The organism is Pseudomonas tremae (assembly GCF_001401155.1).
Taxonomy (GTDB): domain Bacteria; phylum Pseudomonadota; class Gammaproteobacteria; order Pseudomonadales; family Pseudomonadaceae; genus Aquipseudomonas; species Aquipseudomonas tremae.
In genome coordinates, this window is the sequence record NZ_LJRO01000387.1 from 20,857 (window position 1) to 46,033 (window position 25,177).

At 61.1% G+C, this 25,177-nt stretch carries 12 protein-coding genes; 7 read left to right on the forward strand and 5 right to left on the reverse strand.

The genetic code is table 11. The features are described from left to right. Positions 1 to 100 precede the first annotated feature (100 nt). The 3 genes from dusA to ALO43_RS22395 all read left to right on the forward strand — a co-directional run bounded on the left by dusA (position 101) and on the right by ALO43_RS22395 (position 3,340). Positions 101 to 1,120: a tRNA dihydrouridine(20/20a) synthase DusA gene (dusA, locus tag ALO43_RS22385; protein ID WP_054998085.1), complete on the forward strand. Its 1,020-nt coding sequence runs from the start codon at positions 101 to 103 to the stop codon at positions 1,118 to 1,120. A 172-nt stretch (positions 1,121 to 1,292) separates the two neighbouring features. After that, entirely contained in the window at positions 1,293 to 2,783 is a 1,491-nt protein-coding gene (locus ALO43_RS22390) for an OpgD/OpgG family glucan biosynthesis protein (protein ID WP_005887600.1), read from the forward strand. 125 nt (positions 2,784 to 2,908) lie between these two features. Further along, the gene (locus ALO43_RS22395) at positions 2,909 to 3,340 is read left to right on the forward strand and encodes a universal stress protein (RefSeq protein ID WP_005887602.1); all 432 of its coding nucleotides are present in this window, start codon (positions 2,909 to 2,911) and stop codon (positions 3,338 to 3,340) included. Between the two features lie 16 nt (positions 3,341 to 3,356). Here the strand turns inward: ALO43_RS22395 and ALO43_RS22400 are convergent, their stop codons facing one another. Genes ALO43_RS22400 through ALO43_RS22415 form a run of 4 tightly spaced genes read right to left on the reverse strand, consistent with a single transcriptional unit; the run spans position 3,357 to position 7,991 of the window. After that, positions 3,357 to 3,821, reverse strand: coding sequence for a response regulator (locus ALO43_RS22400; protein WP_002552910.1), 465 nt, complete (start codon positions 3,819 to 3,821; stop codon positions 3,357 to 3,359). Further along, positions 3,818 to 6,145, reverse strand: a complete 2,328-nt coding sequence (locus ALO43_RS22405; RefSeq protein ID WP_024690981.1) for an ATP-binding protein — start codon at positions 6,143 to 6,145, stop codon at positions 3,818 to 3,820. The genes ALO43_RS22400 and ALO43_RS22405 overlap by 4 nt, the downstream gene beginning before the upstream one ends. Then, positions 6,142 to 6,810, reverse strand: coding sequence for a response regulator (locus ALO43_RS22410; protein WP_024670888.1), 669 nt, complete (start codon positions 6,808 to 6,810; stop codon positions 6,142 to 6,144). Before ALO43_RS22410 ends, ALO43_RS22405 begins: the two co-directional genes overlap by 4 nt. Continuing rightward, on the reverse strand, positions 6,807 to 7,991 hold the full coding sequence (locus tag ALO43_RS22415) for a sensor histidine kinase (RefSeq protein ID WP_005887605.1): 1,185 nt from the start codon (positions 7,989 to 7,991) through the stop codon (positions 6,807 to 6,809). The genes ALO43_RS22410 and ALO43_RS22415 overlap by 4 nt, the downstream gene beginning before the upstream one ends. Positions 7,992 to 8,214: 223 nt before the next feature. Between ALO43_RS22415 and ALO43_RS22420 the strand changes: the two genes are divergently transcribed. Then, entirely contained in the window at positions 8,215 to 8,739 is a 525-nt protein-coding gene (locus tag ALO43_RS22420; protein ID WP_005887606.1) for an SgcJ/EcaC family oxidoreductase, read from the forward strand. 80 nt (positions 8,740 to 8,819) lie between these two features. On the opposite strand, the gene ALO43_RS22425 is transcribed toward ALO43_RS22420, so the two are convergent. After that, complete coding sequence (locus ALO43_RS22425; RefSeq protein ID WP_005887607.1) at positions 8,820 to 9,356, reverse strand: RNA polymerase factor sigma-70; 537 nt, start codon at positions 9,354 to 9,356, stop codon at positions 8,820 to 8,822. A gap of 315 nt (positions 9,357 to 9,671) precedes the next feature. On the opposite strand from ALO43_RS22425, the gene ALO43_RS22435 reads away from it, so the two are divergent. The 3 genes from ALO43_RS22435 to ALO43_RS22445 all read left to right on the forward strand — a co-directional run bounded on the left by ALO43_RS22435 (position 9,672) and on the right by ALO43_RS22445 (position 25,121). Further along, entirely contained in the window at positions 9,672 to 10,430 is a 759-nt protein-coding gene (locus tag ALO43_RS22435; RefSeq protein ID WP_054998086.1) for a thioesterase II family protein, read from the forward strand. Positions 10,431 to 10,534: 104 nt separating this feature from the next. Next, complete coding sequence (locus ALO43_RS22440) at positions 10,535 to 23,545, forward strand: non-ribosomal peptide synthetase (RefSeq protein ID WP_054998087.1); 13,011 nt, start codon at positions 10,535 to 10,537, stop codon at positions 23,543 to 23,545. Between the two features lie 163 nt (positions 23,546 to 23,708). Beyond that, the gene (locus tag ALO43_RS22445) at positions 23,709 to 25,121 is read left to right on the forward strand and encodes an aspartate aminotransferase family protein (protein ID WP_024671210.1); all 1,413 of its coding nucleotides are present in this window, start codon (positions 23,709 to 23,711) and stop codon (positions 25,119 to 25,121) included. Positions 25,122 to 25,177: the final 56 nt, after the last annotated feature.

A 25,177-nucleotide genomic window follows, 5' to 3' on the forward strand; every position in this document is an offset into this window, starting at 1 on the left:
TCATTTGCTACATTTCAGAATCGGTTTGCTACATTGTAGCAAATGCTTCTGAAAAACAAGCTGAAATGGGTAAAAATAGCTGTATAAAAGACCAGTAAATATGATCAGAGAAAATCAAGAAAGCCCAGTAAACATTGGTGAATCAAGGGCTGTGCTGTCCCGACGCTTCTCCGTCGCCCCCATGATGGACTGGACCGATCACCATTGCCGCTACTTCATGCGTCTGCTGTCCAGGCACGCGTTGCTGTACACCGAAATGGTCACCACCGGCGCTTTGTTGCATGGCGACCGTGATCGGTTCTTGCGTCATGACGAGACCGAGCACCCGTTGGCATTGCAACTGGGTGGTAGCACAGCTGCGGATCTGGCTGCGTGTGCGCGGCTGGCTGAAGAGGCGGGCTACGACGAGGTCAATCTGAACGTCGGTTGTCCGAGCGATCGGGTGCAGAACAACATGATCGGTGCGTGCCTGATGGCGCATCCGCAACTGGTGGCTGATTGCGTGAAGGCCATGCGCGATGCGGTGGTTATTCCGGTCACGGTTAAGCATCGCATCGGCATCAATGGCCGCGACAGTTATGCCGAGCTGTGTGATTTCGTCGGCACGGTGCAGGAGGCGGGTTGCCAGAGTTTTACGGTTCATGCGCGTATTGCGATTCTTGAGGGGCTGTCACCCAAGGAGAACCGCGATATTCCGCCGCTGCGCTATGACGTGGTTGCGCAGTTGAAATCTGATTTTCCCGATCTGGAAATTGTGCTCAACGGCGGCATCAAGACGCTGGAGCAGTGCAGCGAGCATCTGCAGGTCTTCGATGGTGTGATGTTGGGTCGCGAGGCCTATCACAACCCGTATCTGTTGGCGCAGGTGGATCAGCAGTTGTTCGGCAGCATGGCGCCGGTCATCAGCCGTCATGCTGCATTGGAGGCAATGCGGCCTTACATTGCGGCGCATATTGCCAGCGGTGGCAACATGCACCATGTGACTCGCCATATGCTTGGCCTCGGTCTGGGGTTTCCGGGCGCACGGCGTTTTCGTCAGTTGCTGTCGGTTGATATTCACAAGGCGGATGACCCCATGCTGTTGCTGGACAAAGCCGCAGAGTTTCTTCGCGGGCATTAAGCGGACCAGCGGGCTGGTGGCTTTGGTGTACTGATCTAAGCTCAGACCAATTCCACCAGGCGTCTTCCCCACCATGTTGAATCGACGAAACTTTTTGGAGTTTTCTTCGATATCTGCGTTGTTGCTTGCATCAGGTATCCCTAGTTCCGCACACGCTAATAAACGATTAAAAATGGGCGCAGACGAGCCCTTTTCTTTTGACTTGCTGATGCAGCGAGCGCATGACATGGCGATGCAGCCATACATTGCTTCTTCCAGTCCCAGTGCGAATCTGATGGAGAAGCTGGATTACGATGCCCATAACAAAATCCGCTTCAAGCCTGAGTACACGTTGTTCGCTGATGGTCAGGGGCAGTTTCCGATCACCTTCTTTCACCCTGGCAAATTCTTTCCCAAGCCTGTGCGGCTTCATGTTGTCGATAAGGGCGTGGCGAAAGAAATCGTTTACGATCAGGCATATTTCGATATCCCCGAAGACAGTCCCGCTCGTCAATTGCGCCACCAGGCAGGTTTTGCGGGGTTTCGTATTCAGGAAAGTCGCCGGGATAAACAAGGAAAGCTTGAAAGCCGCAGCAATGACTGGGCTTCCTTTCTGGGTGCAGCCTACTTTCGGGCCATTGGTGAGCAGTATCAATACGGTCTTTCAGCGCGAGGTATCGCGCTGGACGTTGCCCAGGCGGGGGTTCTGGAAGAGTTTCCCGATTTCACCGACTTCTGGTTTGAAACTTCTGCCGATACTAAATCCAGGTCAATGGTTTTATACGCGCTGTTGAATGGACCCAGTGTCTGCGGCGCCTATCGGTTTGTCATGCAGCGAGGCAAAGGCGTGGTGATGGATGTCGAAGCAGCACTGTTCATGCGTAGCGAAGTTCAGAGATTCGGCATCGCACCTGCCAGTTCGATGTACTGGTTCAGTGAGCAGGCCAAGAAGACTGCCGTTGACTGGCGGCCCGAGGTGCACGACTCCGATGGTCTGGCGATCTGGACAGGTACCGGAGAGCGTATCTGGAGACCGCTGAACAATCCTTCGCGGACGATGACATCTGCGTTTAGCGACAATAACCCGAAAGGTTTTGGTCTGTTGCAGCGAGATCGCGACTTCAACCACTACTTGGACGGCGTGCAGTACGGACGGCGACCGAGTCTGTGGATTGAGCCTCAGGGCAATTGGGGGAAGGGTACAGTGCAACTGGTTGAAATCCCCACAGACGACGAGATCCACGACAATATCGTTGCCATGTGGGTGCCTGAAAAACCAGCGGTGCCGGGGACCGAGTATCGGCTCAGTTATCGCATGCACTGGCTGGATGACGAACCTTATCCCGATAGCGAGCTGGCGCGGTGTGTTGCAACACGCCTTGGCAATGGCGGGCAGCCCGGACAACCTCGGCCTATCGGGGTGCGCAAATTCATGGTCGAGTTTCAGGGCCATTCACTCGAAAAGATTCCCGTTGACGTCTTTCCCGAAGCCGTACTGTCCTGCTCAAGAGGCAGTTATTCCTATGTCTTCACGCATCCTGTGCCAGATGGCATCGCGGGACATTGGCGAGCGCAGTTCGATCTTGCTGTCGAGGGTCTAGAGCCGGTGGAGATGCGTCTTTATCTGCGTCTGGGTGATCAGACGTTATCTGAAACCTGGTTATACCAGTACCATCCTTTCTGACGCAGGTTACAAAAGACCTTGTCCCCCAAGGCAATCATCGGCCGCTCAAAAAGCCGTCGTTCAGCAGTGGTTGCCTGTCGGTCAACGCATTATATTGACTGCCTAAACCAACAAGGAAAAACCACATGCACAAAGTCCTGGTCCCTTTCGACGGCTCGGAGCACGCCATGCGTGCCCTGGGACATGTCATCGAACTGTCTGCCGATCTCAAGAAGTCACTTGAAGTGCATGTTCTGAATGTGCAGGCCAGTCCTATCGATTACAGCCTCTATCTGGCGCCTGACATGATTGAAGGCGTTAAAACCGGGTTGACCAATGAAGGCAAGCGTGTGCTGGACGAAGCGGTGGCGCTGCTGGCTGCCGCTGGCGTGCCGTTCCATGCCCATGTCGATCTGGGCAACGTTGCCGAGCAGGTCGAGGCCGCAGTTCAGCGGCTCGGTTGCGAGGCGGTTGTCATGGGGACTCGCGGGCTTGGCAACTTTGGTGGCTTGCTGCTGGGGTCGGTGGCCACGCGGGTGATCCACGAAGTGTCGGTGCCAGTGACGCTCGTCAAGTAATCAAGTAGACCAGGCCTTATTGCTGCGCGAGCGTTCGTGGCTGGCGCAGCAACTCGATGTTTTCCGGCGGCACCAGCTTGCGCAGGGATTTGTACAGCGCGCGAGTCTCCAGCAGGTTCCAGATTCTCAACATTGTTTCCAGTGCATCCAGAGGCTTGCTGATGAAATCCCGTGCGCCCAAGGCTAGCGCGCGCAGGCGCGTGTCGCGAGTTGCATCGGCGGTCAGGACCATGATCGGCAGGTAGTCATTGGCCGGGATGCGCCGGTTGAGCTGTTCCAGAACCGCGAAGCCGTCGAACTCGGGCATGTGCAGATCCAGCACCACAAGGTCGGGTTCGAAGCTGTTGAACAGGTCCAGCGTGCGCAGCGGCTCGGTGCTGCTCAGCACATTGGTCAGCCCTTCGCGGGCGAGCAGTTGCTCCATCAAATCCAGGTTGGGCCGCTGGTCGTCGATGATCAGAATGCGGAAGTCTCCGGTCATGTGGGCTCCGGTAGGTATTGATCGAGAAGCGCCAGGAATACCGGCACTTGAATGGGTTTGATCAGGATGGCCGTTGCCCCGGCACTCTTCAGCTCGCGCTGGGTGCTGTCACTGGCATCGGCGGTGATCATCAGCACCGGGGTGTGAGCGGTCGCCGGCAAGCGCCGCAACCGCTGCAATACTTCCAGGCCCTTGAGGTCGGGCAGGTTGAGGTCGAGAAGGATCAGTTGCGGCGCGTGCTGGCGGGCCAGGTCCAGACCAAGCTGGCCCTGCATGCTCGACAGCAACTGAATGCCCGGCCTGCGCTGCAGCAGCGTCTCGATCAAGGCCATACTCGACAGGTTGTCTTCAATGCACAGCAGCTTGCCATGATACGCCGGGCGGGTAGCGGGGCTGGACGCCGGTGCTGTATCAGGTGGACGCAGCAGCTGGACAGCGGGCGGGCGTACGAGCACAGAAGGCAGTTCAAGGGTGAAGCGGCAGCCTTCGTTCAGTGTGGTGTCCACCGACAGCCCGCCGTGCATCATTTCCAGCATGCTCTTGCTCAGTGCCAGGCCCAGCCCGGTGCCCTCGACACTCGGGTTGGCATCCAGCCGCTCGAATGGCTTGAACAACTGACCGATACGTTCGGGTGCAATCCCGTACCCGGTGTCCACCACGCTGACAGTGACTCGCCCGGCAGACTGGCCGACCTCGATTCGCACCTTGCCATCGGGTCGGTTGTATTTGATGGCGTTGGACAGCAGGTTCAGCAACACCTGTATCAGGCGCTGGCGGTCAGCGACCACCCCCAGTTCGTCAGGCAGTTGTGGCAGTTCACTCAGTTCAATGCTGGCATCGGTGGCCATCGGCGAAACCAGCACCAGCGCTTCCCTGAGCACGCTCGACAGCGGCACAGGTTCGAGGTTGAGTGAAACGTGACCGGCTTCGATTCTGGCGATGTCGAGCACTTCATTGATCAGCTTCAGCAGGTGCTGACCCGCCCGCAGAATGTGGCCGATTTGCGGTCTCTGGCTGGCAGGCGAATCCATGTCCAGCAGTTGTGCAAACCCCAGGATGGAATTAAGCGGGGTGCGCAGCTCATGGCTCATGCGCGAGAGGAATTCGCTTTTCGCCCGGCTGGCACGCTCGGCCTCTTCTCGGGCGGTGCTCAGGGCTATTTCAGCCACGCGGCGATCACTGATGTCGCGGGTTATCTTGGAAAAACCGCGCAGTTCGTCTTGACTGTCGTACTGCGCAGTGATCACCACGCTGGCCCAGAACCGGCTACCGTCCTTGCGCCGTCGCCAGCTTTCTTCGGTATACCGCCCGTTGACGGTGGCTTCGTGCAGCGCCATGTCGGGGTGTTGCGGGCATTCCTGTGGCAGATAGAAGACCGAGAAGTGCTGACCGATGATTTCCTGCTCGGTGTAACCCTTGATGCGCTCGGCCCCCGCGTTCCAGGTGGTGACATAACCATCGCGGTCCAGCGCGAAGATGCCGTAGTCCTTCACCCCTTCGATGATCAGTCGTAACCGCTCCTCGTTGTCGCGCAACGCCCGTTCACGCTCGGCCAGCAACTGACCGGCTTCGATCAGGCGCGTGCCGAGCTGACCAATCTCGTCCTTTTCAGGCGGCTGGGGCAGCAGCGGGTGTCCGAGGGCCAGACGCTGCGCATTGCGCTGCACCTGATGCACCCTGGCGACAATGCCTTTGGACAGCATCAGTACCGCCAGAATGGCGCCGATGATTCCGCAGGCTGCGGCTAAAAGGGTGGATAGCAACAGGCGCTCACGTGTGGCCGCAGCGGCTTCTGTACGTTCTGCCAGCAGAGCGTCTTCGCGCTCGCGCATGATGCCGATCCGTTCGCGCAAACGGTCCAGAACGTACTTGTTTTCGACCAGAATGGCGGCAACGGTTTTGCGGTCTTCCGTGCTCATTGTGCGCAGTTTTTCCAGGCCATCTACTTTGGTATGAATCAGCGGTTCAATGGCTTTCAGGTGTTCACGCATTTGCCCATCACGGATATTGCTGTTGAGCCGGGTCAACGCTGCTTCGATCAGCGGCTGTGCATTGATGTAACCGGGCAGAAAGTCCTCCTGATGAGTCAGCAGATAGCCACGCACACCAGCCGCGGCTTCTGCGATCTGAGTATGAAGTGTCTGGATGTCGCCTTGTACGAGCAGCACGCGCCGCACATCTTCCTCGGCTTGCGCGGTCTGGCGTTCGGCAATATAAATGAGCACCAGCGAAAACATGAGCATCGCCAGCGGCAGGGAAATTGCTACCAGCGCCTTGCCTCGTAATGGAAGGTCTTCCCAGCGGCTGCTGCCTGGTGCATTCATTGCCAGTCGCTCGTCGACTGGCTCACCAGGCCCAGCGCAACGCCACGCACTGCGGCCTGGGTACGGTCTGAAGCACCGAGCTTGCCGATCACTTTTTCCACGTGCGCCTTGGCGGTGCCGGTGGTGATACCCAGCTTTTCGCCGATTTCCCGGTTACTGAAGCCGCCCGCCACCAGCCCGAGTACCTGACGTTCGCGAGGTGTCAGTGCTACCGGGACGCTCGCGCCACTACTGCTGCGGTCGGTCATGCGGCGCAGCAGGCGCGCACTGACGGCGCTGTTCAAGGCTTCTTCGCCGCGTGCCACGCGTTGCAGGCCGGCAATCACTTCATCGCGACTCGCGTCCTTGAGCAGATAACCCACCGCACCCGCGCTGATGGCGGCCTCCAGATGGTCGGTGCTGTCGTCCATGGTAAAAATCACTACTTTCAGACCCGGCATGCGCTGCTGAAGAATCCGCGCGGCGCCCAGGCCGTTGAGTACCGGCATGCGGATATCGAGGATGGCGATGTCCGGTTGCAGCTCCTGGCACAGATCGATGGCTTGCTGGCCGTCGGCTGCCTGGCCGACCACTTCGAATTCCGGATGGCCCGCCAGCAGCGAGACGAATCCGGTGCGTGTTACTTCATGATCGTCTGCCAGAACCAGTCGCACGGTGTCAGTCATGTCATTGCCTTGTCTGCATTGAAAGGGACCACGGCCCGCAGCCGGGTGCCGCGTCCGGGTCGGCTGACACAGGTCAGGCGGCCATCCAGAAGGCTGGCGCGTTCCTGCATGGCCACCAGGCCCAGCTTTTGAACGCCAGTGCCAGTCAGCGATTTGTCGGTGATGAAACCACGGCCGTTGTCTTCCAGTCTGAGTGAAATGTTGCCGTCACTCAGCTCCAGCGCCAAGTCTACGCTGCTTGCGTCAGCGTGTTTGAGCACATTATTGATGCCTTCCTGAGCGATGCGAAACAGCGCGATCTCCAGCTGACTGGGCAGGCGGGTCAGAGAGCGCGAGGCCCATTGCACGACGATCCCCGCGTCACGCAGTCGGTCGGCCTCTTTGTCGATTGCCTGCAACAGCCCGAAATCATCCAGCACGCTCGGGCGCAGGCCGCTGATCAGCTGCCGACCCTCGCCAACGCAATGCTGCGCCAGCTTGAGAATGGCTTGCAGATCGGCATCCAGCGGTTCAGGCAGGGCCGGACAGCGCCCGGCGAAGCCTTGCAGGCGCTGGTGCAGGCCGGCAAGTGTCTGCGCCAGACCGTCATGCAGGTCGTAGGCCACGCGTTTGCGTTCGTCTTCCTGGGCGGTAAACAGCTGGCGCACCAGCTCGGACATGGTTCGCTCCCGCGCCACCAGGGCGTCGAGCAGACGGTTGTTCTCAAGGTGCGCCGCGAGCAGGGTGGCGAGCAGTTGCAGGGACTCGATGTCTTCGTTGTCCGGCACGCTGATGGCAACGCTACTGGCCAGCAGCAGCGTGCCGAAAGCCCCTTCGTCAGCCCCGCGCAAGGGCAGCAGCAGCACACAAGGGGAGTCTGTTCCGGGGCGCTCCAGCCATTGCGGACCGATGACCAGCGGGTCGGCAGCCGTTTCCAGGGTGTTCAGGCGGTCGACGTTGCCATGACTGGCGGTGGTCTGCACACCGTTGCCTGCCCCCCATTCCACCAGCAGGCCATGGTCCATGGCCACGAACGCACAGGCACGTTGCAAGACGCGCAGGCGCATCGCTTCAGGTGGCAACTGGGTCAGTTCCTGACCGGTGTCGACCAGCAGGCGCAGGCGTGCTGCGCGACTTTGCGACTGGCGATATTGATTGCGGATGGCCAGTGCGCTTGCCGGATCGTGAGGTGGGCTTTGCATGAGGTCTCCAGCGAGGGGCCATGTCGGCGAACGCTATATCGGCGAGGCGCTACACCTGCGCGGGCATATACAGAAGTGACGCTATTAGAACCGCATCGGGAGGTAAAGCCTATCTGCCGATTGGCATACATAGATAACCCCGGTTGGCCGATGGCGAGAAGGGGCGGGGCGGGCAAAGTGGCACTCACTGAATCCCTGAACAGATCCCCGTAGGAGAGTAGCGATGAAAACTAAATTGACCGCCCTGGCCCTGTTGCTGGTTGTGAGCGCACCGATGGTCCAGGCTGCTGCCGAACCGTCCGGCTACACCTACCGTATGGTGGCCGAGCAGCCAAGCAACGTGAACGACAAGGAAATCGCGGGTCTGTTTGATCGCTGGAACAAGGCCCTGCAGACTGGCAACTCGCAAACTGTCGCGTCGCTGTATACGCCGGACGCTGTCCTGCAGCCTACGGTCTCCAACAAGGTGCGTGCCACTCCGGCGGAGATCAAGGACTACTTCGATCACTTCCTGGCGCTCAAGCCGGTTGGCGAGATCAACTACCGCGAGATCCGTCGCCTGGGGCCTGATGCCGCTGCGGACAATGGCGTCTATACCTTCACCCTGACAGCTGCGGACGGCAAGAAGACCAAGGTACAGGCACGTTATTCGTTTCTCTACCATCGCGTCGGCAACGAGTGGAGGATTCTCAACCACCATTCCTCGGCCATGCCGGAAATACAGCCTGAGTACCAGGTCAGCCGCTGATCGACAACCGATAGTCAGCTGAAACAAAAAATCCGGAGCCATGGCCCCGGATTTTTTTCGTCTGGCAGAATCGCCTGCGCTCAGGCTTCGGCGCTGGCACTGTTGACCTTGCGGCAGTGAATCAGCGCGTCGCGAATCATGAAGTTGACCAGCGTCGGCGAAACCCCCAGTTCCTTGGCGATGTCTTTTTGCGGCACGCCGTGCAGGCGATACATTTCGAACGCATAACGGGTGCGGGGTGGCAGCTCGCCCAGTGCGTCGGCAATTTTCTCCAGGCTGGAGAAGTTGATGTGTGAGGTTTCTGGCGATGCACCCTGAATCACCACGTTCAGCCCCTCGGCCTCGGGGCCGGTGTATTTCTGTTCCAGCGCCTGTTTGCGGTAATGATCGATGGCCAGGTTACGCACGATCTGAAACAGATAGCTGAGCTGTGCCTTGAAGGTCAGCGTGGCCTGCGGCGCGGAGCGCAACCTGAAGAACGCATCCTGCACGACATCTTCGGCGCGCGAGCGGCAGCCCACGATGCGCGCGGCAATCTTGACCAGCAGCAGATAGTTGTCGACGAATGCCTGGAGTAACGGTGAGTCGCACTTACTTGTGATTACGTGTTCCGTCATGGAATTCACCTTGCTGCAAAACCAATGGGGGGGAGGGCTGCAGGAGTAGCAGCGCCGTCACATGGGGCAGCAAATTAGCCTTAATGATAATTATTGTCAAATGCGAAAGCCAATCAGCGCACTTTAAAAGGGCAGTGCTGAGCATTGCGCGCTTGCTGCTGGCACCCTCACTAATTATTTCCAGGCGCCATCCGTTCTCATTGGTGACAGGCCCGACCACGGTTGCAGCCAGGGAATACTTCAGGAGAGCCTCATGCGTTTCGATCACGCGCCTCGCCGCTTTTACATTCGCGCCAGCAGACGGACGGTTCAGCCATGAGCACGCCCGTGAGTCTGACGCTGTTCTGCCTGCCTTACTCAGGTGCCAGTGCGATGTTCTACGGCCTTTGGCGGCGCAAAGTACCCGAGTGGCTGAACGTACGCCCGCTGGAGCTTCCCGGCCGTGGCATGCGCATGGATGAGCCGTTGCAGACTGATATCGCGCAACTGGCGAGTGAGTTGGCAGACGAAATCAGTGCAGAACTGGACACGCCTTATGCGCTATTCGGTCACAGTCTGGGTGGGTTGCTGGCCTTTGAACTTGCACATGCCTTGCGCGAACGCGGTCTGCCCGCGCCGCTGGCGTTGTTTGCCTCGTCCACTGCCGGCCCGGTGCGCCGCGATGTCAGCGAATACGTCGTCGCCAAGACCGATGAGCAACTGATTGCGCGACTGCGCAAGCTCCAGGGCACCAGCGAGAACGTCATCGCCAATGACGAATTGATGCAACTGATGCTGCCCATACTGCGCGCCGATTTTCTGTTGTGCGGCAGCTTTGTGTACGGCGAGCGCGAACCGTTGAGCGTGCCGATTCATATCTTCGGCGGCAAACAGGACAGCATCAGCGTCGAGGAGCTGCTGGATTGGCAGGAAGAGACCTGCACCGGGTTCTCGCTGGACATGTTCGAAGGGCATCACTTCTATCTGATCGAGGAGCAGGCGCAATTGCTTCGCCATCTGCGGCGTTATTCCGAATTGCACCTGACCCGCTGGCGCAACAGCGCATCACGGCTGATGAGCCGGGCTGCCGGTTGAGCCGTCTGGCTCTTTTGCTTAGCGCGCGACCTAACCACGGGACGCGCGTCTTTTCTTGAAATTCAGATTTTATCTGGCACGCCGAACCTAGCAGGAACCCCATCATGGATGCGTTTGAACTCCCCGACACTCTGGCTCAGGCCCTTCAGCGTCGCGCCTTGCAGACGCCTGATCGGCTGGCTCTGCGTTTTCTTACCGACGAGAAAAGTCAGGGGCTGGTGTTGACCTACCGTGATCTGGACCTGCGCGCGCGGACCATCGCTGCTGCGCTGCAACGTCAGGCAGAGCCAGGTGATCGGGCGGTTCTGCTGTTCCACAGCGGGCCGGACTATGTGGCTGCATTTTTCGGCTGCCTGTACGCCGGGGTCATTGCGGTGCCGGCTTACCCACCGGAATCCAACCGCCGTCATCATCAGGAGCGGCTGCTGTCGATCATTGCCGATGCCGAGCCACGTCTGGTCCTGACCGCTTCCGACGTGCAGCCTGCCCTGTTGCAGATGGAAGAGCTGGCCGCTGCCGATGCGCCGCCACTGCTGTGTGTCGATACGCTGGACAGCGCGTCGGCCGATGGCTGGCAGGGTCCGCAACTGCACGCCGACGACATCGCGTTTCTGCAATACACCTCCGGCTCGACGGCCTTGCCCAAGGGCGTGCAAGTCACTCATGGCAATCTGGTCGCCAACGAACTGTTGATTCGGCATGGCTTCGGCATCGACGTCAACCCGGACGACGTGATCGTCAGTTGGCTGCCGCTGTACCACGACATGGGCCTGATCGGCGGCTTGTTGCAGCCGATTTTCAGCGGTGTTCCGTGCGTTCTCATGGCGCCGGCCTATTTCCTCACGCGCCCATTGCGCTGGCTGGAGGCGATCAGTGAATACGGCGGCACCATCAGCGGCGGGCCTGACTTCGCCTACCAGCTGTGCAGCGCGCGGGTCAGCGATTCGGCGCTGGAGCGGCTGGACCTGAGCCGCTGGCGCGTGGCGTATTCCGGCTCCGAGCCGATCCGCGAAGACAGCCTGAATGCGTTCGCCGAGAAATTCGCCAGCTGTGGCTTCACGCCGGACAGCTTCATGGCGTCCTACGGGCTGGCAGAAGCCACGCTGTATGTGGCCGGCGGCAAGCGCGGCAAGGGTATTCCTTCGCTGCATCTGGATGCGCAGGCCCTGGCGCGCAATGTGGCCGAGCTGGGCGACGGTCAGCCGGTCATGAGCTGCGGCACAGGCCAGCCGGGGCACGGCGTGTTGATCGCCGACCCCGTTACCCTGCACGTGCTGGCTGAAAACAGCATTGGCGAAGTCTGGGCCAGTGGGCCGAGCATCGCCCACGGCTACTGGCGCAACCCAGAAGCCTCCGCCAAGGCATTCGTCCAGCATGAAGGCCAAACCTGGCTGCGCACCGGCGATCTGGGCTTTCAGCGGCATGGCGAGCTGTACATCACCGGCCGTTTGAAAGACATGCTGATCGTCCGTGGCCACAACCTGTACCCACAGGACATTGAAAAAGTTATCGAACGCGAGGTCGATGTGTTGCGCAAAGGCCGGATTGCCGCGTTCGCAGTCCATCAGGATGGCAGCGAGGGCATCGGCATCGCTGCCGAAATCAGCCGCAGTGTGCAGAAAATCCTCTCGCCCGAAGCGCTGATCAAGATCATCCGGCAAACCGTGGCCGAGGCCTTTCAGGAAGCGCCGAGTGTCGTTGCGCTGCTCAATCCGGGCGCGCTGCCCAAAACCTCCAGCGGCAAACTGCAGCGCTCGGCGTGTCGTACGCGTCTGGCCGATGGCAGCCTCGACAGCTATGCCGTATTCCCGGCAATCGACACAACCCTGCAACACCGTACTTCACGCACCGGCTCGGACCTGCAAGCGCAGATCGCCAGCGTCTGGTGCGAGCAGTTGCAGTGCGAACAGGTCAGCGCCGACGACCATTTCTTCCTGCTGGGCGGCAACTCGATTGTGGCGACCCAGGTGGTGGCCAGGTTGCGCGAGACGCTCGGCATCGACCTGAACCTGCGCCTGCTGTTCGAAGCGCCGACGCTGGCGGCCTTCGCTGCGCAAATAGAAGCGCTTCAGATCGCTGGATCGCAAGGCAGAAGTCAGGCGCAGAACGCTATCGCCCGGCTGCCCGGCAACGAGCACCTGCCGCAATCGCTGGCACAGAACCGCCTGTGGTTCCTCTGGCAGCTTGATCCGCAGAGCAGCGCCTACAACATTCCCGGCGGGCTTCACCTGCGCGGCGAGCTTGATATCAACGCATTGCGCAGCAGTTTCCAGCGCCTCATCGAGCGCCATGAGTCGCTGCGCACGCGCTTCTACGAGCACGACGGCACAGCCCTGCAACGTATCGATACGCCAGACGAGTTCCATATCGATACGCTGGACATCAGTGATCTGGCAGGCGAGGAGCGCCAGGCGCGTGCGCTGGCGATCCGTGAAGAGCAGGCGCGCCTGCCGTTCGATCTGCAAAATGGTCCGTTGCTGCGTGTCACGCTGTTGCAACTGGACGAAGAAGATCATCAGTTGCTGGTCACGCTGCACCACATCATTGCCGATGGCTGGTCGCTGAATGTGCTGATCGACGAGTTCTCGAGTCTCTATGCGTCGGCTGTTCAGGGCCAGACTCTGAAGCTGGCGCCTTTGCCGTTGCGCTACGCCGACTACGGCCAATGGCAGCGTGAGTGGCTGGCGCAGGGCGAGGCCGAGCGGCAGTCGGCTTACTGGAAACAGCAACTGGGCGATGAGCAGCCGACCCTGACGCTGAACACTGATCATCCGCGCTCGCTACGCCAGCAACACAGCGCTTCACGTTACAGCCTGCGCCTGAGCGTCGAACTGAGCGCTGCGGTGCGCAACACTGCGCAAGCCTGGCAATCGACGTCGTTCATGCTTCTGCTGGCGGGCTTCCAGGCTTTGTTGCATCGTTACAGCGGGCAGACCGACATTCGCATCGGCGTGCCCGGTGCCAATCGTCCGCGCCATGAAACCCAAGGGCTGATCGGCTTCTTCATCAACACCCTGGTGCTGCGCGCGCAACTGGACCCGCGCCTGCCGTTTTCGACCCTGCTGAGCCAGACCCGCCAAGCCGCACTCGATGCTCAGGCGCATCAGGACGTGCCGTTCGAGCAACTGGTCGAAGCATTTCCGCAGGCGCGCGAGCATGGTTTGTTTCAAGTCATGTTCAACCATCAGCAACGCGACCTCGGCGCGTTGCGCCGTCTACCGGGCCTGCTCGCCGAAGAGCTGCCGTGGCACAGCCGCGAGGCCAAGTTCGACCTGCAATTGCACAGTGAAGAAGACCGCAATGGTCGCCTGAACCTGTCCTTCGACTACGCCGACGAGCTGTTCGAGCGCGATACCATCGTGCGTCTGGCGCAACACTATGTTCGCCTGCTGACACAGGTCAGCCAACAGGCGCAGGTCGCGCTGGGTGATGTGCAATTGCTCAGCACGGACGAGCAGGCCGAACAGGCGCGATGGAGCGCTGCGCCGTGCATACCTGCGCACGTGTGGTTGCCGGAACTGCTGGAGCGTCAGGCGCTACATACCCCGGAACGCATGGCGTTGGTGTGGGAGGGCGGCAGTCTCGATTTTGCCAGCCTGCACGCCCAGGCCAATCGATTGGCGCACTACCTGCGCGACAAGGGCGTCGGCCCGGACGTCAGGGTGGCGATTGCCGCCGAGCGTTCGCCGCAATTGCTCATCGGCCTTTTGGCGATTCTCAAGGCCGGAGGTGCTTATGTGCCGCTGGACCCGGATTACCCGATTGATCGACTGGCGTACATGCTTGAAGACAGTGGCGTCGAGCTGCTGCTGACCCAGAGCCATTTGCTAGGTGATCTGCCGAGCGCAGAAGGGGTCTGCACGGTCGCGATGGACATGCTGCACCTGGACAACTGGCCGGCCAGCACAGCGGGCCTGCACCTGCACGGCGACAATCTTGCGTATGTGATTTACACCTCGGGCTCGACCGGCCAGCCCAAAGGCGTCGGCAACACCCACGCGGCCTTGGCCGAGCGCCTGCAATGGATGCAGGCCACGTATGCGCTGGACGAAACTGACGTGCTGATGCAAAAGGCACCGATCAGCTTTGACGTGTCGGTGTGGGAATGTTTCTGGCCGTTGATCACCGGCAGCCGCCTGCTGCTGGCAGGCCCTGGCGAACACCGCGACCCGCACCGCATCGCGCAACTGGTCAACGAATATGGCGTGACCACGCTGCATTTCGTGCCGCCTCTGCTGCAACTGTTCATCGACGAACCGCTGACGCAGCAGTGCAGCAGCCTGCGTCGCCTGTTCTCCGGCGGCGAAGCGCTACCGAGTGAACTGCGCAACCGGGTGCTGGAGCAACTGCCGAACGTGCAACTGCACAACCGTTACGGGCCGACCGAAACCGCGATCAACGTCACTCATTGGCAGTGCCAGCTTGCCGACGGCCTGCGTTCACCGATTGGTCGCCCGCTGGGCAATGTGCTGTGCCGCGTGCTGGACAGCGAGCTCAACCCGCTGCCACGCGGTGTTGCCGGCGAACTTTGTATTGGCGGTATTGGCCTGGCGCGCGGTTATCTGAACCGTCCGGGGCTGACCGCCGAGCGCTTTATCGCCGACCCGCTAGGTCAGCCGGGTGAGCGCCTTTACCGCACCGGCGACCTGGTACGTAGGGCGGCTGATGGCGCGCTGGAATATCTGGGGCGTCTTGATCAGCAGGTCAAACTGCGTGGCTTCCGCGTTGAACCACAGGAAATCGAAGCCCGCCTGCTGGCTCAACCGAGTGTCGGTCATGCCGCCGTGCTGGTGCGCGAAACCGCTGCTGGTCCGCAACTGATCGGTTATTACACTGCTGAAGCCGGGCAGGACGTTCAGGCCGAACGCATCAAGTCGGCACTGGCGCTGGAACTGCCGGACTACATGGTTCCGGCGCAACTGGTGCGTCTCGACAGCATGCCGCTGAGCCCGAGCGGCAAGCTGGATCGCCGCGCCTTGCCCGAGCCGCAATGGCAGACCCGCGAACACGTCGAAGCGCAAACCGACCTGCAAAAGCAGATCGCCGGTATCTGGCGCCAAGTGCTCGGCGTGCCACGTGTCGGCCTGCGCGATGACTTTTTCGAGCTGGGCGGGCACTCGTTGCTGGCAACGCAGATCATTTCCCGTGTGCGTCAGGCATGCGACATCGACCTGCCATTGCGCGCGCTGTTCGAAGCCAGCGAGCTGGGCGCGTTTGCCGAGCAGGTTCAAGGCATTCAGCAGTCGGGCGCACGCAGCAGCCTGCAACCGATTGCCCGCGTCGACCGCAGCCAGTCGTTGCCGTTGTCCTATTCCCAGCAGCGCATGTGGTTCCTCTGGCAGATGGAACCGGACAGCCCGGCCTACAACGTCGGTGGCATGGCGCGCCTGAACGGCGTGTTTGATATCGAGCGTTTCGAGGCCGCGTTGCAAGCCTTGATCATGCGCCACGAAACCCTGCGCACTACCTTCCCGAGCATCAATGGCGTGGCCTGCCAGAAAGTCGCCGAACAGACCGGCCTGAGTGTTCAATGGCAGGACTATTCGGCGCTGCCTGCCGACGTTCGTCAGCAGCGCATTCAGGCGCTGGCCGACAGCGAGGCGCATAAGCCCTTTAATCTGGAAACCGGGCCGCTGCTGCGTGCCTGTCTGGTCAGAGCTGCAGAGCTTGAGCATTACTTCGTCCTGACCCTGCACCACATCGTCACCGAAGGCTGGGCGATGGACATCTTCGCTCGCGAATTGGGTCTGCTTTACGAGGCGTTCCTGGACGGCAAGCCGTCGCCGCTGGAACCGCTTGCGGTGCAATACCTTGATTACAGCGTGTGGCAGCGCCAGTGGATGGAAGCTGGCGAACGCCAGCGTCAGCTGGATTACTGGACCGCGCAACTGGGCAACGAACACCCGCTGCTGGAACTGCCCACTGACCGGCCACGCCCGCCTGTGCAAAGTCACCAAGGCGAACTGTATCGCTTCGATCTGAATCCCGAACTGGCCGCGAAAGTTCGTGCGTTCAACGCTCGCAACGGTTTGACCCTGTTCATGACCATGACCGCCACACTGGCGGTGCTGCTCTACCGTTACAGCGGTCAGAACGACCTGCGCATCGGTGCGCCGGTGGCCAACCGTATTCGGCCGGAAAGCGAAGGGCTGATCGGGGCTTTCCTCAACACTCAGGTGCTGCGCGTGCAGCTCGACGGGCAAATGAGCGTTGCGCAGTTGTTTGAGCAGGTGCGGCATACGGTCATCGAAGGCCAGTCGCATCAGGACCTGCCGTTCGATCATTTGGTCGAAGCCCTGCAACCGCCGCGCAGCGCGGCCTACAACCCGCTGTTCCAGGTGATGTGCAACGTGCAGCGCTGGGAGTTCCAGCAGAGCCGCGAGCTGGCGGGCATGACCGTCGACTACCTGGTCAACGATGCACGGGCCACCAAATTCGACCTCAACCTGGAAGTCACCGAGCTGGATCACCGTCTGGGTTGCTGCCTGACCTACAGCACCGATCTGTTCGACGAACCGCGCATCACGCAAATGGCCGAACACTGGCTGAACCTGTTGCAGGCGCTGCTCGTCGATCCGCAGCAGCGTTTGAGTGAGCTGCCGCTGTTGCAGGATGCAGAGCGGCAGCAATTGCTCGATAGCCTCGGCGTCGAAGCGGGCGAGCAGCGTCTCGATCAGTGCATTCACAGTCTGTTTGCCGAGCAGGCCCAACTGCGTCCACAGGCCGCGGCGCTTACCTTTGCCGGCGAAACCCTGAGCTACGCCGAGCTGAACGCCCGTGCCAACCAACTGGCCGGAATGCTGCGCCAGCGTGGCGTCGGCCCGCAGGTGCGGGTCGGCCTGGCGCTGCCGCGCTCGCTGGATATGGTTGTCGGCCTGCTGGCGATCCTCAAGGCCGGTGGTGCGTATGTGCCACTGGACCCGGAATATCCGTTGGAACGCCTGCACTACATGATCGAAGACAGCGGCGTCGGCCTGCTGCTGAGCGATCGTGCGCTGTTTGCCGCGCTGGGCGAGTTGCCTGCCGGTGTGGCCCGCTGGTGCCTGGAAGACGATCAGCCGCTGCTGGCGTCTTTCTCGTCCGATGAACTGCCGTTTATCAGCCTGCCGCAGCATCAGGCGTACCTGATTTACACCTCCGGTTCGACCGGCAAGCCCAAAGGCGTGGTGGTGTCCCACGGTGAAATCGCCATGCATTGTCAGGCGGTAATCCGTCGTTTCGACATGCAGCCTGACGACTGTGAACTGCATTTTTATTCGATCAACTTCGACGCTGCTACCGAGCGCCTGCTGGTGCCGTTGCTCAGCGGCGCGCGCGTGGTGTTGCGCGCTCAGGGCCAATGGGACGCCGAAGAAATCTGCACGCTGATTCGTCAGCAGCAGGTCAATATTCTCGGTTTCACCCCCAGCTATGGCAGCCAGTTGGCGCAATGGCTGGCGACCCAGGGCCAGACCTTGCCGGTGCGCATGTGCATCACCGGCGGTGAAGCGCTGACCGGCGAACACTTGCAGCGGATTCGCGCGGTGTTTCAGCCAGAACTGCTGTTCAACGCCTACGGCCCGACCGAAACCGTGGTCATGCCGCTGGCCAGCCTGGCGCCGCAGCAACTGGAGGAAGGCGAAGCCAGCGTGCCGATTGGACGCATCGTCGGCGCGCGCGTGGCCTATATTCTCGACGCCGATCTGGCGCTGGTGCCGCAGGGCGCGAGCGGCGAACTGTACATCGGTGGTGCGGGTCTAGCGCAGGGCTATCATCAGCGCCCCGGCATGACCGCCGAACGTTTCGTGGCTGACCCGTTTGCCAGCAATGGCGGGCGTCTGTATCGCACCGGCGACCTGGTGCGCCAGCGTGCCGACGGGCTGGTGGAATACCTGGGGCGTATCGATCATCAGGTGAAGATTCGTGGTTTCCGCATCGAACTGGGCGAAATCGAAAGCCGATTGCTTGAGCATGAGTCGATTCGCGAAGCCGTGGTGCTGGCGCTGGACACGCCGTCGGGCAAGCAGCTGGCCGCTTATCTGGTCAGTGAGGTGGCCGGGCAGGGCGATGAACAGCAGGCGCAACTGCGTGAATCGCTGAAAGCGCATCTCAAGGCGCAACTGCCCGATTACATGGTGCCGACCCACCTGATGCTGCTCGCCAGCATGCCGCTGACCGCCAACGGCAAACTGGATCGACGCGCGCTGCCTGCGCCGGACCCGGAACTCAATCGTCAGCACTACATCGCGCCTGCCAGCGAGCTGGAGCAGCAACTGGCGGCGATCTGGTGTGCGGTGCTGAACGTCGAGAAAGTCGGCGTCAACGACAACTTCTTCGAGCTGGGCGGCGATTCGATTCTGTCGATTCAGGTGGTTAGCCGCGCGCGTCAGGTGGGCATTCATTTCAGCCCGCGCGACCTGTTCCAGCACCAGACCGTGCAGACTCTCGCCGCCGTGGCGACCGCCAGCGAACTGATCCAGGCCGAGCAGGGCCTGCTTGAAGGTGCGTCTGCGCTGACGCCGATTCAGCACTGGTTCTTCGAAACGCCAATCCCCGAGCGACAACACTGGAACCAGTCGCTGGTGCTGGAGCCGGTCAGCGCCCTTGATCCAGGTATTCTGGAGCAGGCGTTGCGTGTCGTGCTTGAACAGCACGACGCCTTGCGCCTGAGTTTTACCGAGCAGAACGGCAAGTGGCAGGCCGAGCACCGAGCCGTCACCGCCGAAACCCTGCTGATACAGGCGCGGGTCGCTGACATGGCCGAATGTGCAGCCTTGTACGCCGACACTCAGCGCAGCCTCGACCTGCAAAACGGCCCGCTGCTGCGTGCCTTGCTGGTTGACGGGGCGCAGGGCCAGCAACGCCTGTTGATGGTTATTCACCACCTGGTGGTTGATGGCGTTTCGTGGCGTGTTCTGCTCGACGATCTGCAAACGGCTTATCGCCAGTTGAGCGACGTTACGCCAGTGCGTTTCGCCGCCAAGACCAGTGCGTTCCGCGACTGGGCCGCGCGCTTGCAGGCCTATGCGGGTAATGAATCGTTACGTGAAGAGTTGCATGTCTGGCAGCGTCAACTGGGCGGTCCTGCGACCAATCTGCCGTGCCATAACTCGCAGGGCGGCCAGCAGAATCGTCACGCACAAACGGTCAGCGTACGACTGGATGCAGAGCGTACCCGGCAACTGCTGCAACAGGCCCCCGGCGCTTACCGCACCCAGGTCAACGACCTGCTGCTCACCGCGCTGGCGCAGGTGATCTGCCGCTGGAGCGGGCAGCCATCGACCCTGATCCAGCTGGAAGGTCACGGTCGCGAAACCTTGTTTGACGACATCGACCTGACGCGCACCGTGGGCTGGTTCACCAGCGCCTATCCGCTGCGCCTCACCCCCGCGCTGGCTGTCGATGCAGCACCGGGCGACTCGATCAAGGCAATCAAGGAGCAACTGCGCCAGGTGCCGCACAAAGGCCTGGGCTATGGCGTGCTGCGCTACTTGGCCGACAGTGCCAGCAAGGCCGCCATGCAGGCGCTGCCGGTGGCGCCGATCACCTTCAATTACCTCGGCCAGTTCGACCAGAGCTTCGCCAGCGATGCGCTGTTTCGTCCGCTGGAAGAGTCGGCAGGCGCGGCCCACGATCCGCATGCGCCGTTGCCCAATGAGCTGAGCATCGACAGCCAGGTGTATGGCGGCGAATTGCTGCTGCGCTGGACTTTCAGTGCCGAGCGCTATCAACCCGCCGCTATCGAAGCGTTGGCGCAGGCTTACCTGGCGCAATTGCAGTCGCTGATCGCCCACTGCCTGAGCGATAGCAGCGGCGGCTTGACGCCTTCCGACTTCCCGTTGGCCGATCTGGATCAGGCGCAGCTCGACGCGCTGCCGGTCGCAGCAAGCCACATCGAGGACGTCTACCCGCTGACGCCGATGCAGGAGGGCATGCTGCTGCACACCCTGCTGGAACCCGGCACCGGCCTGTATTACATGCAGGATCGCTACCGCATCAACAGCGCGCTGGACCCGGAACGTTTCGCCCAGGCCTGGCAGGCGGTGATCGCCCGTCACGAAGCGCTGCGTGCCTCGTTCTGCTGGGACATCGGCGAAACCATGCTGCAGGTCATTCACAAGCCAGGCAGCACGCCGATTGATTATCTGGACTGGCGTGATGTGCCGGCGGACCAACAGGAACCGCGCTTGCAGGCCTTGCTCAAGTCCGAGCGCGAGGCCGGTTTCGATCTGCTCAATCAGCCGCCGTTCCACCTGCGCCTGATCCGCGTCGATGAAGCGCGCTACTGGTTCATGATGAGCAACCACCACATCCTCATCGATGCCTGGTGCCGTTCGCTGCTGATGAACGACTTCTTCGACATTTACACCGCGTTGGGCGAAGGGCGTGAAGCACAACTGACGCCTGCGCCGCGCTATCGCGACTACATCGGCTGGCTGCAACGCCGTGGTCTGGCGCAGGCGCGTGACTGGTGGCAGCACAACCTGCGCGGCTTCGAGCGGCCGACGCCGATCCCCAGCGACCGGCCATTTCTGCGTGAACATGCCGGCGACAGCGGCGGTATGGTGGTGGGCGATTGTTACACCCGTCTTGATGAGCGCGACGGCGCAAAACTGCGCAAGCTGGCGCAACAACATCAACTGACTGTCAACACCTTCGCCCAGGCGGCGTGGGCGCTGACCTTGCGGCGCATGAGCGGTGATCGCGACGTGGTGTTCGGCGTTACCGTAGCCGGTCGTCCTGTGGAACTGCCGCAGATGCAACGCACCGTCGGGCTGTTCATCAACACCATTGCCCTGCGCGTCGGTATGCCGGGTGACGAACAGCGCTGCAGTGTGCGCCAGTGGCTGAGCCAGTTGCTGGACAGCAACATGCAGTTGCGCGAGTACGAATACCTGCCATTGGTGACCATTCAGGAAAACAGCGAACTGCCCAAGGGCCAGCCGCTGTTCGACAGCCTGTTCGTGTTTGAAAACGCGCCGGTGGAAGTCTCGGTGCTCGACCGTGCGCAAAGCCTCAATGCCACCTCGGATTCCGGTCGCACCCACACTAACTATCCGCTGACGGCCGTCTGCTATCCGGGTGATGACCTAGGCCTGCACCTGTCCTACGACCAGCGTTATTTCGACGAGTCCACCGTGCAGAACATGCTCGGCGAATTCAAGCGCCTGCTGCTGGCGCTGATCGAAGGTTTCCATGGCGACATGGCCGGGCTGGCGCTGGTCAGCGAGCAGGAGCGCACGTTCCTGATCGAGGGCTGCAACCAGAGCGATCACGCTTACCCGCTGGATAAGAGCTACGTCGAACTGTTTGAGGCGCAGGTTGAAGCGCATCCCGAGCGTATTGCGGTCAGTTGTCTGGATCGCCAGCTTGGCTACGCCGAGCTGAATATCGCCAGCAATCGACTGGGCCATGCGCTGATCGAGGCCGGTGTCAGTTTCGATCAGCCGGTTGCCTTGCTCGCCGAGCGCGGGCCTGCACTGCTCGGCATGATCATCGGCAGCTTCAAGGCCGGTGCCGGTTACCTGCCGCTGGACCCGGCGCTGCCGAATGTGCGACTGAGCGGCATCATCGCCCAGAGCCGCACGCCGGTGCTGGTGTGCAGCGCGAATTGCCTGCAACAGGGCAGGGCGCTGCTCGATGCGCTGCCCGAGTCCGATCGTCCGCAGTTGCGGGTCTGGGAAGACGTGCAGCAGAGCGAATCAGCGCAGCACAATCCGGGTCGTTACAGCGCACCGGATAACCTGGCTTACGTGATTTTCACCTCCGGCTCCACCGGGTTGCCGAAGGGCGTGATGGTCGAGCAGCGCGGCATGCTCAACAACCAGCTGAGCAAAGTGCCTTACCTGAGCCTGAGCGACCACGATGTCATCGCCCAGACCGCCTCGCAGAGTTTCGACATCTCGGTCTGGCAGTTCCTCGCCGCACCGCTGTTTGGCGCTCGGGTAGACATTGTGCCGAACGACATCGCTCGTGACCCGCAGGCACTGTTGGCGCATGTGCAGGCGCAGCGTATCAGCGTGCTGGAAAGCGTGCCGTCACTGATAACCGGCCTGCTTGCCGAACAGCACGCCACCCTCGATAGCCTGCGCTGGCTGCTGCCGACTGGCGAAGCCATGCCGCCTGAACTGGCCAGCCAGTGGCTGCAACGCTACCCGGCTATCGGGCTGGTGAACGCCTATGGCCCGGCTGAATGTTCCGACGACGTGGCGTTCTTCCGCGTTGACGCAGACTCCACACGCAGCGCGTACCTGCCGATCGGTTCGCCGACCGACAACAATCGCCTGTACCTGCTCGACGACGCGCTGGACCTTGTGCCGCTGGGCGCAGTGGGCGAGTTGTGCGTCGCCGGGGTTGGGGTCGGTCGCGGTTATGTCGCTGATCCATCGCGTACGGTGCCGGTTTTCGTACCGCATCCGTTCGGTGCGCCGGGCGAGCGTCTGTACCGCACCGGTGATCTTGCGCGGCGGCGCAAGGACGGCGTGCTGGAGTACGTCGGTCGGGTCGATCATCAGGTGAAGATTCGTGGCTATCGGATCGAGCTGGGCGAAATCGAAACCCATCTGCTGGAGCATCCGGCAATCCGCGAATCTGTAGTGCTGGACGTCGACGGCCCGCTGGGCAAAGTGCTGGCGGCCTATCTGGTGCCAAGCGCTGCGACGCAGGATCACGATGCGTTGCGAGACACGCTGAAAAGCCACCTCAAGGCCAGCCTGCCGGACTACATGGTGCCCGCGCATCTGGTGATTCTGGAGACTATGCCTCTGACGCCGAACGGCAAGCTCGACCGCAAGGCCCTACCTGCGCCGGACGTCAGCCAGGCGCAGCAGGAATACCTCGCACCACAGACCGAGATGGAGCAGCAACTGGCGACCATCTGGGCTGATGTGCTCAAGGTCGAGCGCGTGGGTATTACCGACAACTTCTTTGAGCTGGGCGGGCATTCACTGTTGGCCACGCAAGTGGTCACCCGTGCGCAGAAGCTGCTGCAACGTAACGTGCCATTGCGGGCGATGTTCGAATTCAACACCGTTCAGGCGTTGGCCGAGCATCTTGAAAGCCTTGGCGGGGCGCAGGTCGACGAGCAGAAATTCGACCGCCTGGCGGACTTGATGGCGGAACTGGAAGGGTTCTGATCGGCCTCTGGTCGGAGCGCTGGCGCTGCGGATAAAAAACTCGTCACTGGGTGTAAATCCACAGCTCGCTGGTGCGTTTTCAAGGGAAGGAATAAACACCGGAATCAGCATGGCCAATCGTCGTGCCTCAGGTCATTCACGCAGCGTATTGAGGGTTGTACAGATGTCAGTCGCTACCAGGTTTATCGACGATCAGTTGACTCGGACTACTCCGGCAGCGGCTGAAACACTCTATCAGTTCGACGAATCACCATTGCTGGCCCGGCAGAGTCGCCAGGAGTCCAATGCGCGCAGCTACCCACGGCGTATTCCGCTGGCGCTCAAGCGCGCCAAGGGCATTCACGTCGAGGACGTTGAAGGCCGGCGCTTCATCGACTGCCTGGCGGGCGCGGGCACGCTGGCGCTCGGGCATAACCACCCGGTGATTATCGAAGCGATCCAGCAGGTTATCGCCGACGAGCTGCCGCTGCACACCCTGGACCTTACTACGCCGGTCAAGGACCGGTTCGTTCAGGACCTGTTCGGCCTGTTGCCGCCAGCGTTGGCCGACGACGCGAAGATTCAGTTCTGCGGCCCGACCGGTACCGATGCGGTGGAAGCTGCGCTGAAACTGGTACGCACAGCTACTGGACGCAGTACGGTGCTGTCGTTTCAGGGCGGTTATCACGGCATGAGCCAGGGCGCATTGAGCCTGATGGGCAGCCTGGGGCCGAAAAAGCCGCTCGGTGCCTTGCTCAGTATGGGCGTGCAGTTTCTGCCCTATCCCTACGATTACCGCTGCCCGTTCGGGCTTGGCGGCGAACAGGGCGTGCGTGCCAACCTGCACTATCTGGAGAATCTGCTGAACGACCCGGAAGCCGGCGTGCAACTGCCAGCAGCGGTTATTCTTGAAGTGGTGCAGGGCGAGGGCGGTGTGATTCCTGCTGATCTCGACTGGTTGCGCGGCGTGCGGCGGATCACCGAGAAGGCCGGTGTGGCGCTGATTGTCGATGAAATCCAGAGCGGTTTTGCCCGCACCGGCAAGATGTTTGCCTTTGAGCACGCCGGGATCATCCCGGACGTGGTAGTCATGTCCAAAGCCATCGGCGGCAGCCTGCCGTTGGCGGTGGTGGTCTATCGTTCATGGCTCGACACCTGGCTGCCGGGCGCCCATGCCGGAACCTTCCGCGGCAATCAGATGGCAATGGCTACCGGTTCGGCAGTAATGCGCTATCTTCAGGAACACAATATTTGCAAACACGCGACAGCCATGGGCGCTCGTTTGTCGGAGCATTTGCGAGCGTTGCAGCGCGATTTTCCGCAGTTGGGCGATATTCGTGGTCGCGGGCTGATGCTCGGCGTCGAACTGGTCGATCCGGCCGGTGCGCGAGATGCGCAGGGGCACCCGCCGGTATTTGCCCGTCTGGCCCCGCTGATCCAGCGTGAATGCCTCAAGCGCGGGCTGATTCTAGAGCTGGGTGGTCGACATGGCAGCGTGGTGCGCTTCCTGCCACCGCTGGTGATCACTGCCGAGCAGGTCGACGAAGTGGCTGAAATTTTCGGTCGCGCACTCAACGCCTCTGTTGCACAGCTTTAATTTTTTGACGTAGTGATACGTTCAATCCCTATAGCTGCCATGAATTGGCACGGCAG

Coding starts and splice junctions, on each gene's coding strand:
- dusA (WP_054998085.1), top strand. CDS start 101: ATGATCAGAGAAAATCAAGAAAGCCCAGTAAACATTGGTGAATCAAGG.
- ALO43_RS22390 (WP_005887600.1), top strand. CDS start 1,293: ATGGGCGCAGACGAGCCCTTTTCTTTTGACTTGCTGATGCAGCGAGCG.
- ALO43_RS22395 (WP_005887602.1), top strand. CDS start 2,909: ATGCACAAAGTCCTGGTCCCTTTCGACGGCTCGGAGCACGCCATGCGT.
- ALO43_RS22400 (WP_002552910.1), bottom strand. CDS start 3,821: ATGACCGGAGACTTCCGCATTCTGATCATCGACGACCAGCGGCCCAAC.
- ALO43_RS22405 (WP_024690981.1), bottom strand. CDS start 6,145: ATGAATGCACCAGGCAGCAGCCGCTGGGAAGACCTTCCATTACGAGGC.
- ALO43_RS22410 (WP_024670888.1), bottom strand. CDS start 6,810: ATGACTGACACCGTGCGACTGGTTCTGGCAGACGATCATGAAGTAACA.
- ALO43_RS22415 (WP_005887605.1), bottom strand. CDS start 7,991: ATGCAAAGCCCACCTCACGATCCGGCAAGCGCACTGGCCATCCGCAAT.
- ALO43_RS22420 (WP_005887606.1), top strand. CDS start 8,215: ATGAAAACTAAATTGACCGCCCTGGCCCTGTTGCTGGTTGTGAGCGCA.
- ALO43_RS22425 (WP_005887607.1), bottom strand. CDS start 9,356: ATGACGGAACACGTAATCACAAGTAAGTGCGACTCACCGTTACTCCAG.
- ALO43_RS22435 (WP_054998086.1), top strand. CDS start 9,672: ATGAGCACGCCCGTGAGTCTGACGCTGTTCTGCCTGCCTTACTCAGGT.
- ALO43_RS22440 (WP_054998087.1), top strand. CDS start 10,535: ATGGATGCGTTTGAACTCCCCGACACTCTGGCTCAGGCCCTTCAGCGT.
- ALO43_RS22445 (WP_024671210.1), top strand. CDS start 23,709: ATGTCAGTCGCTACCAGGTTTATCGACGATCAGTTGACTCGGACTACT.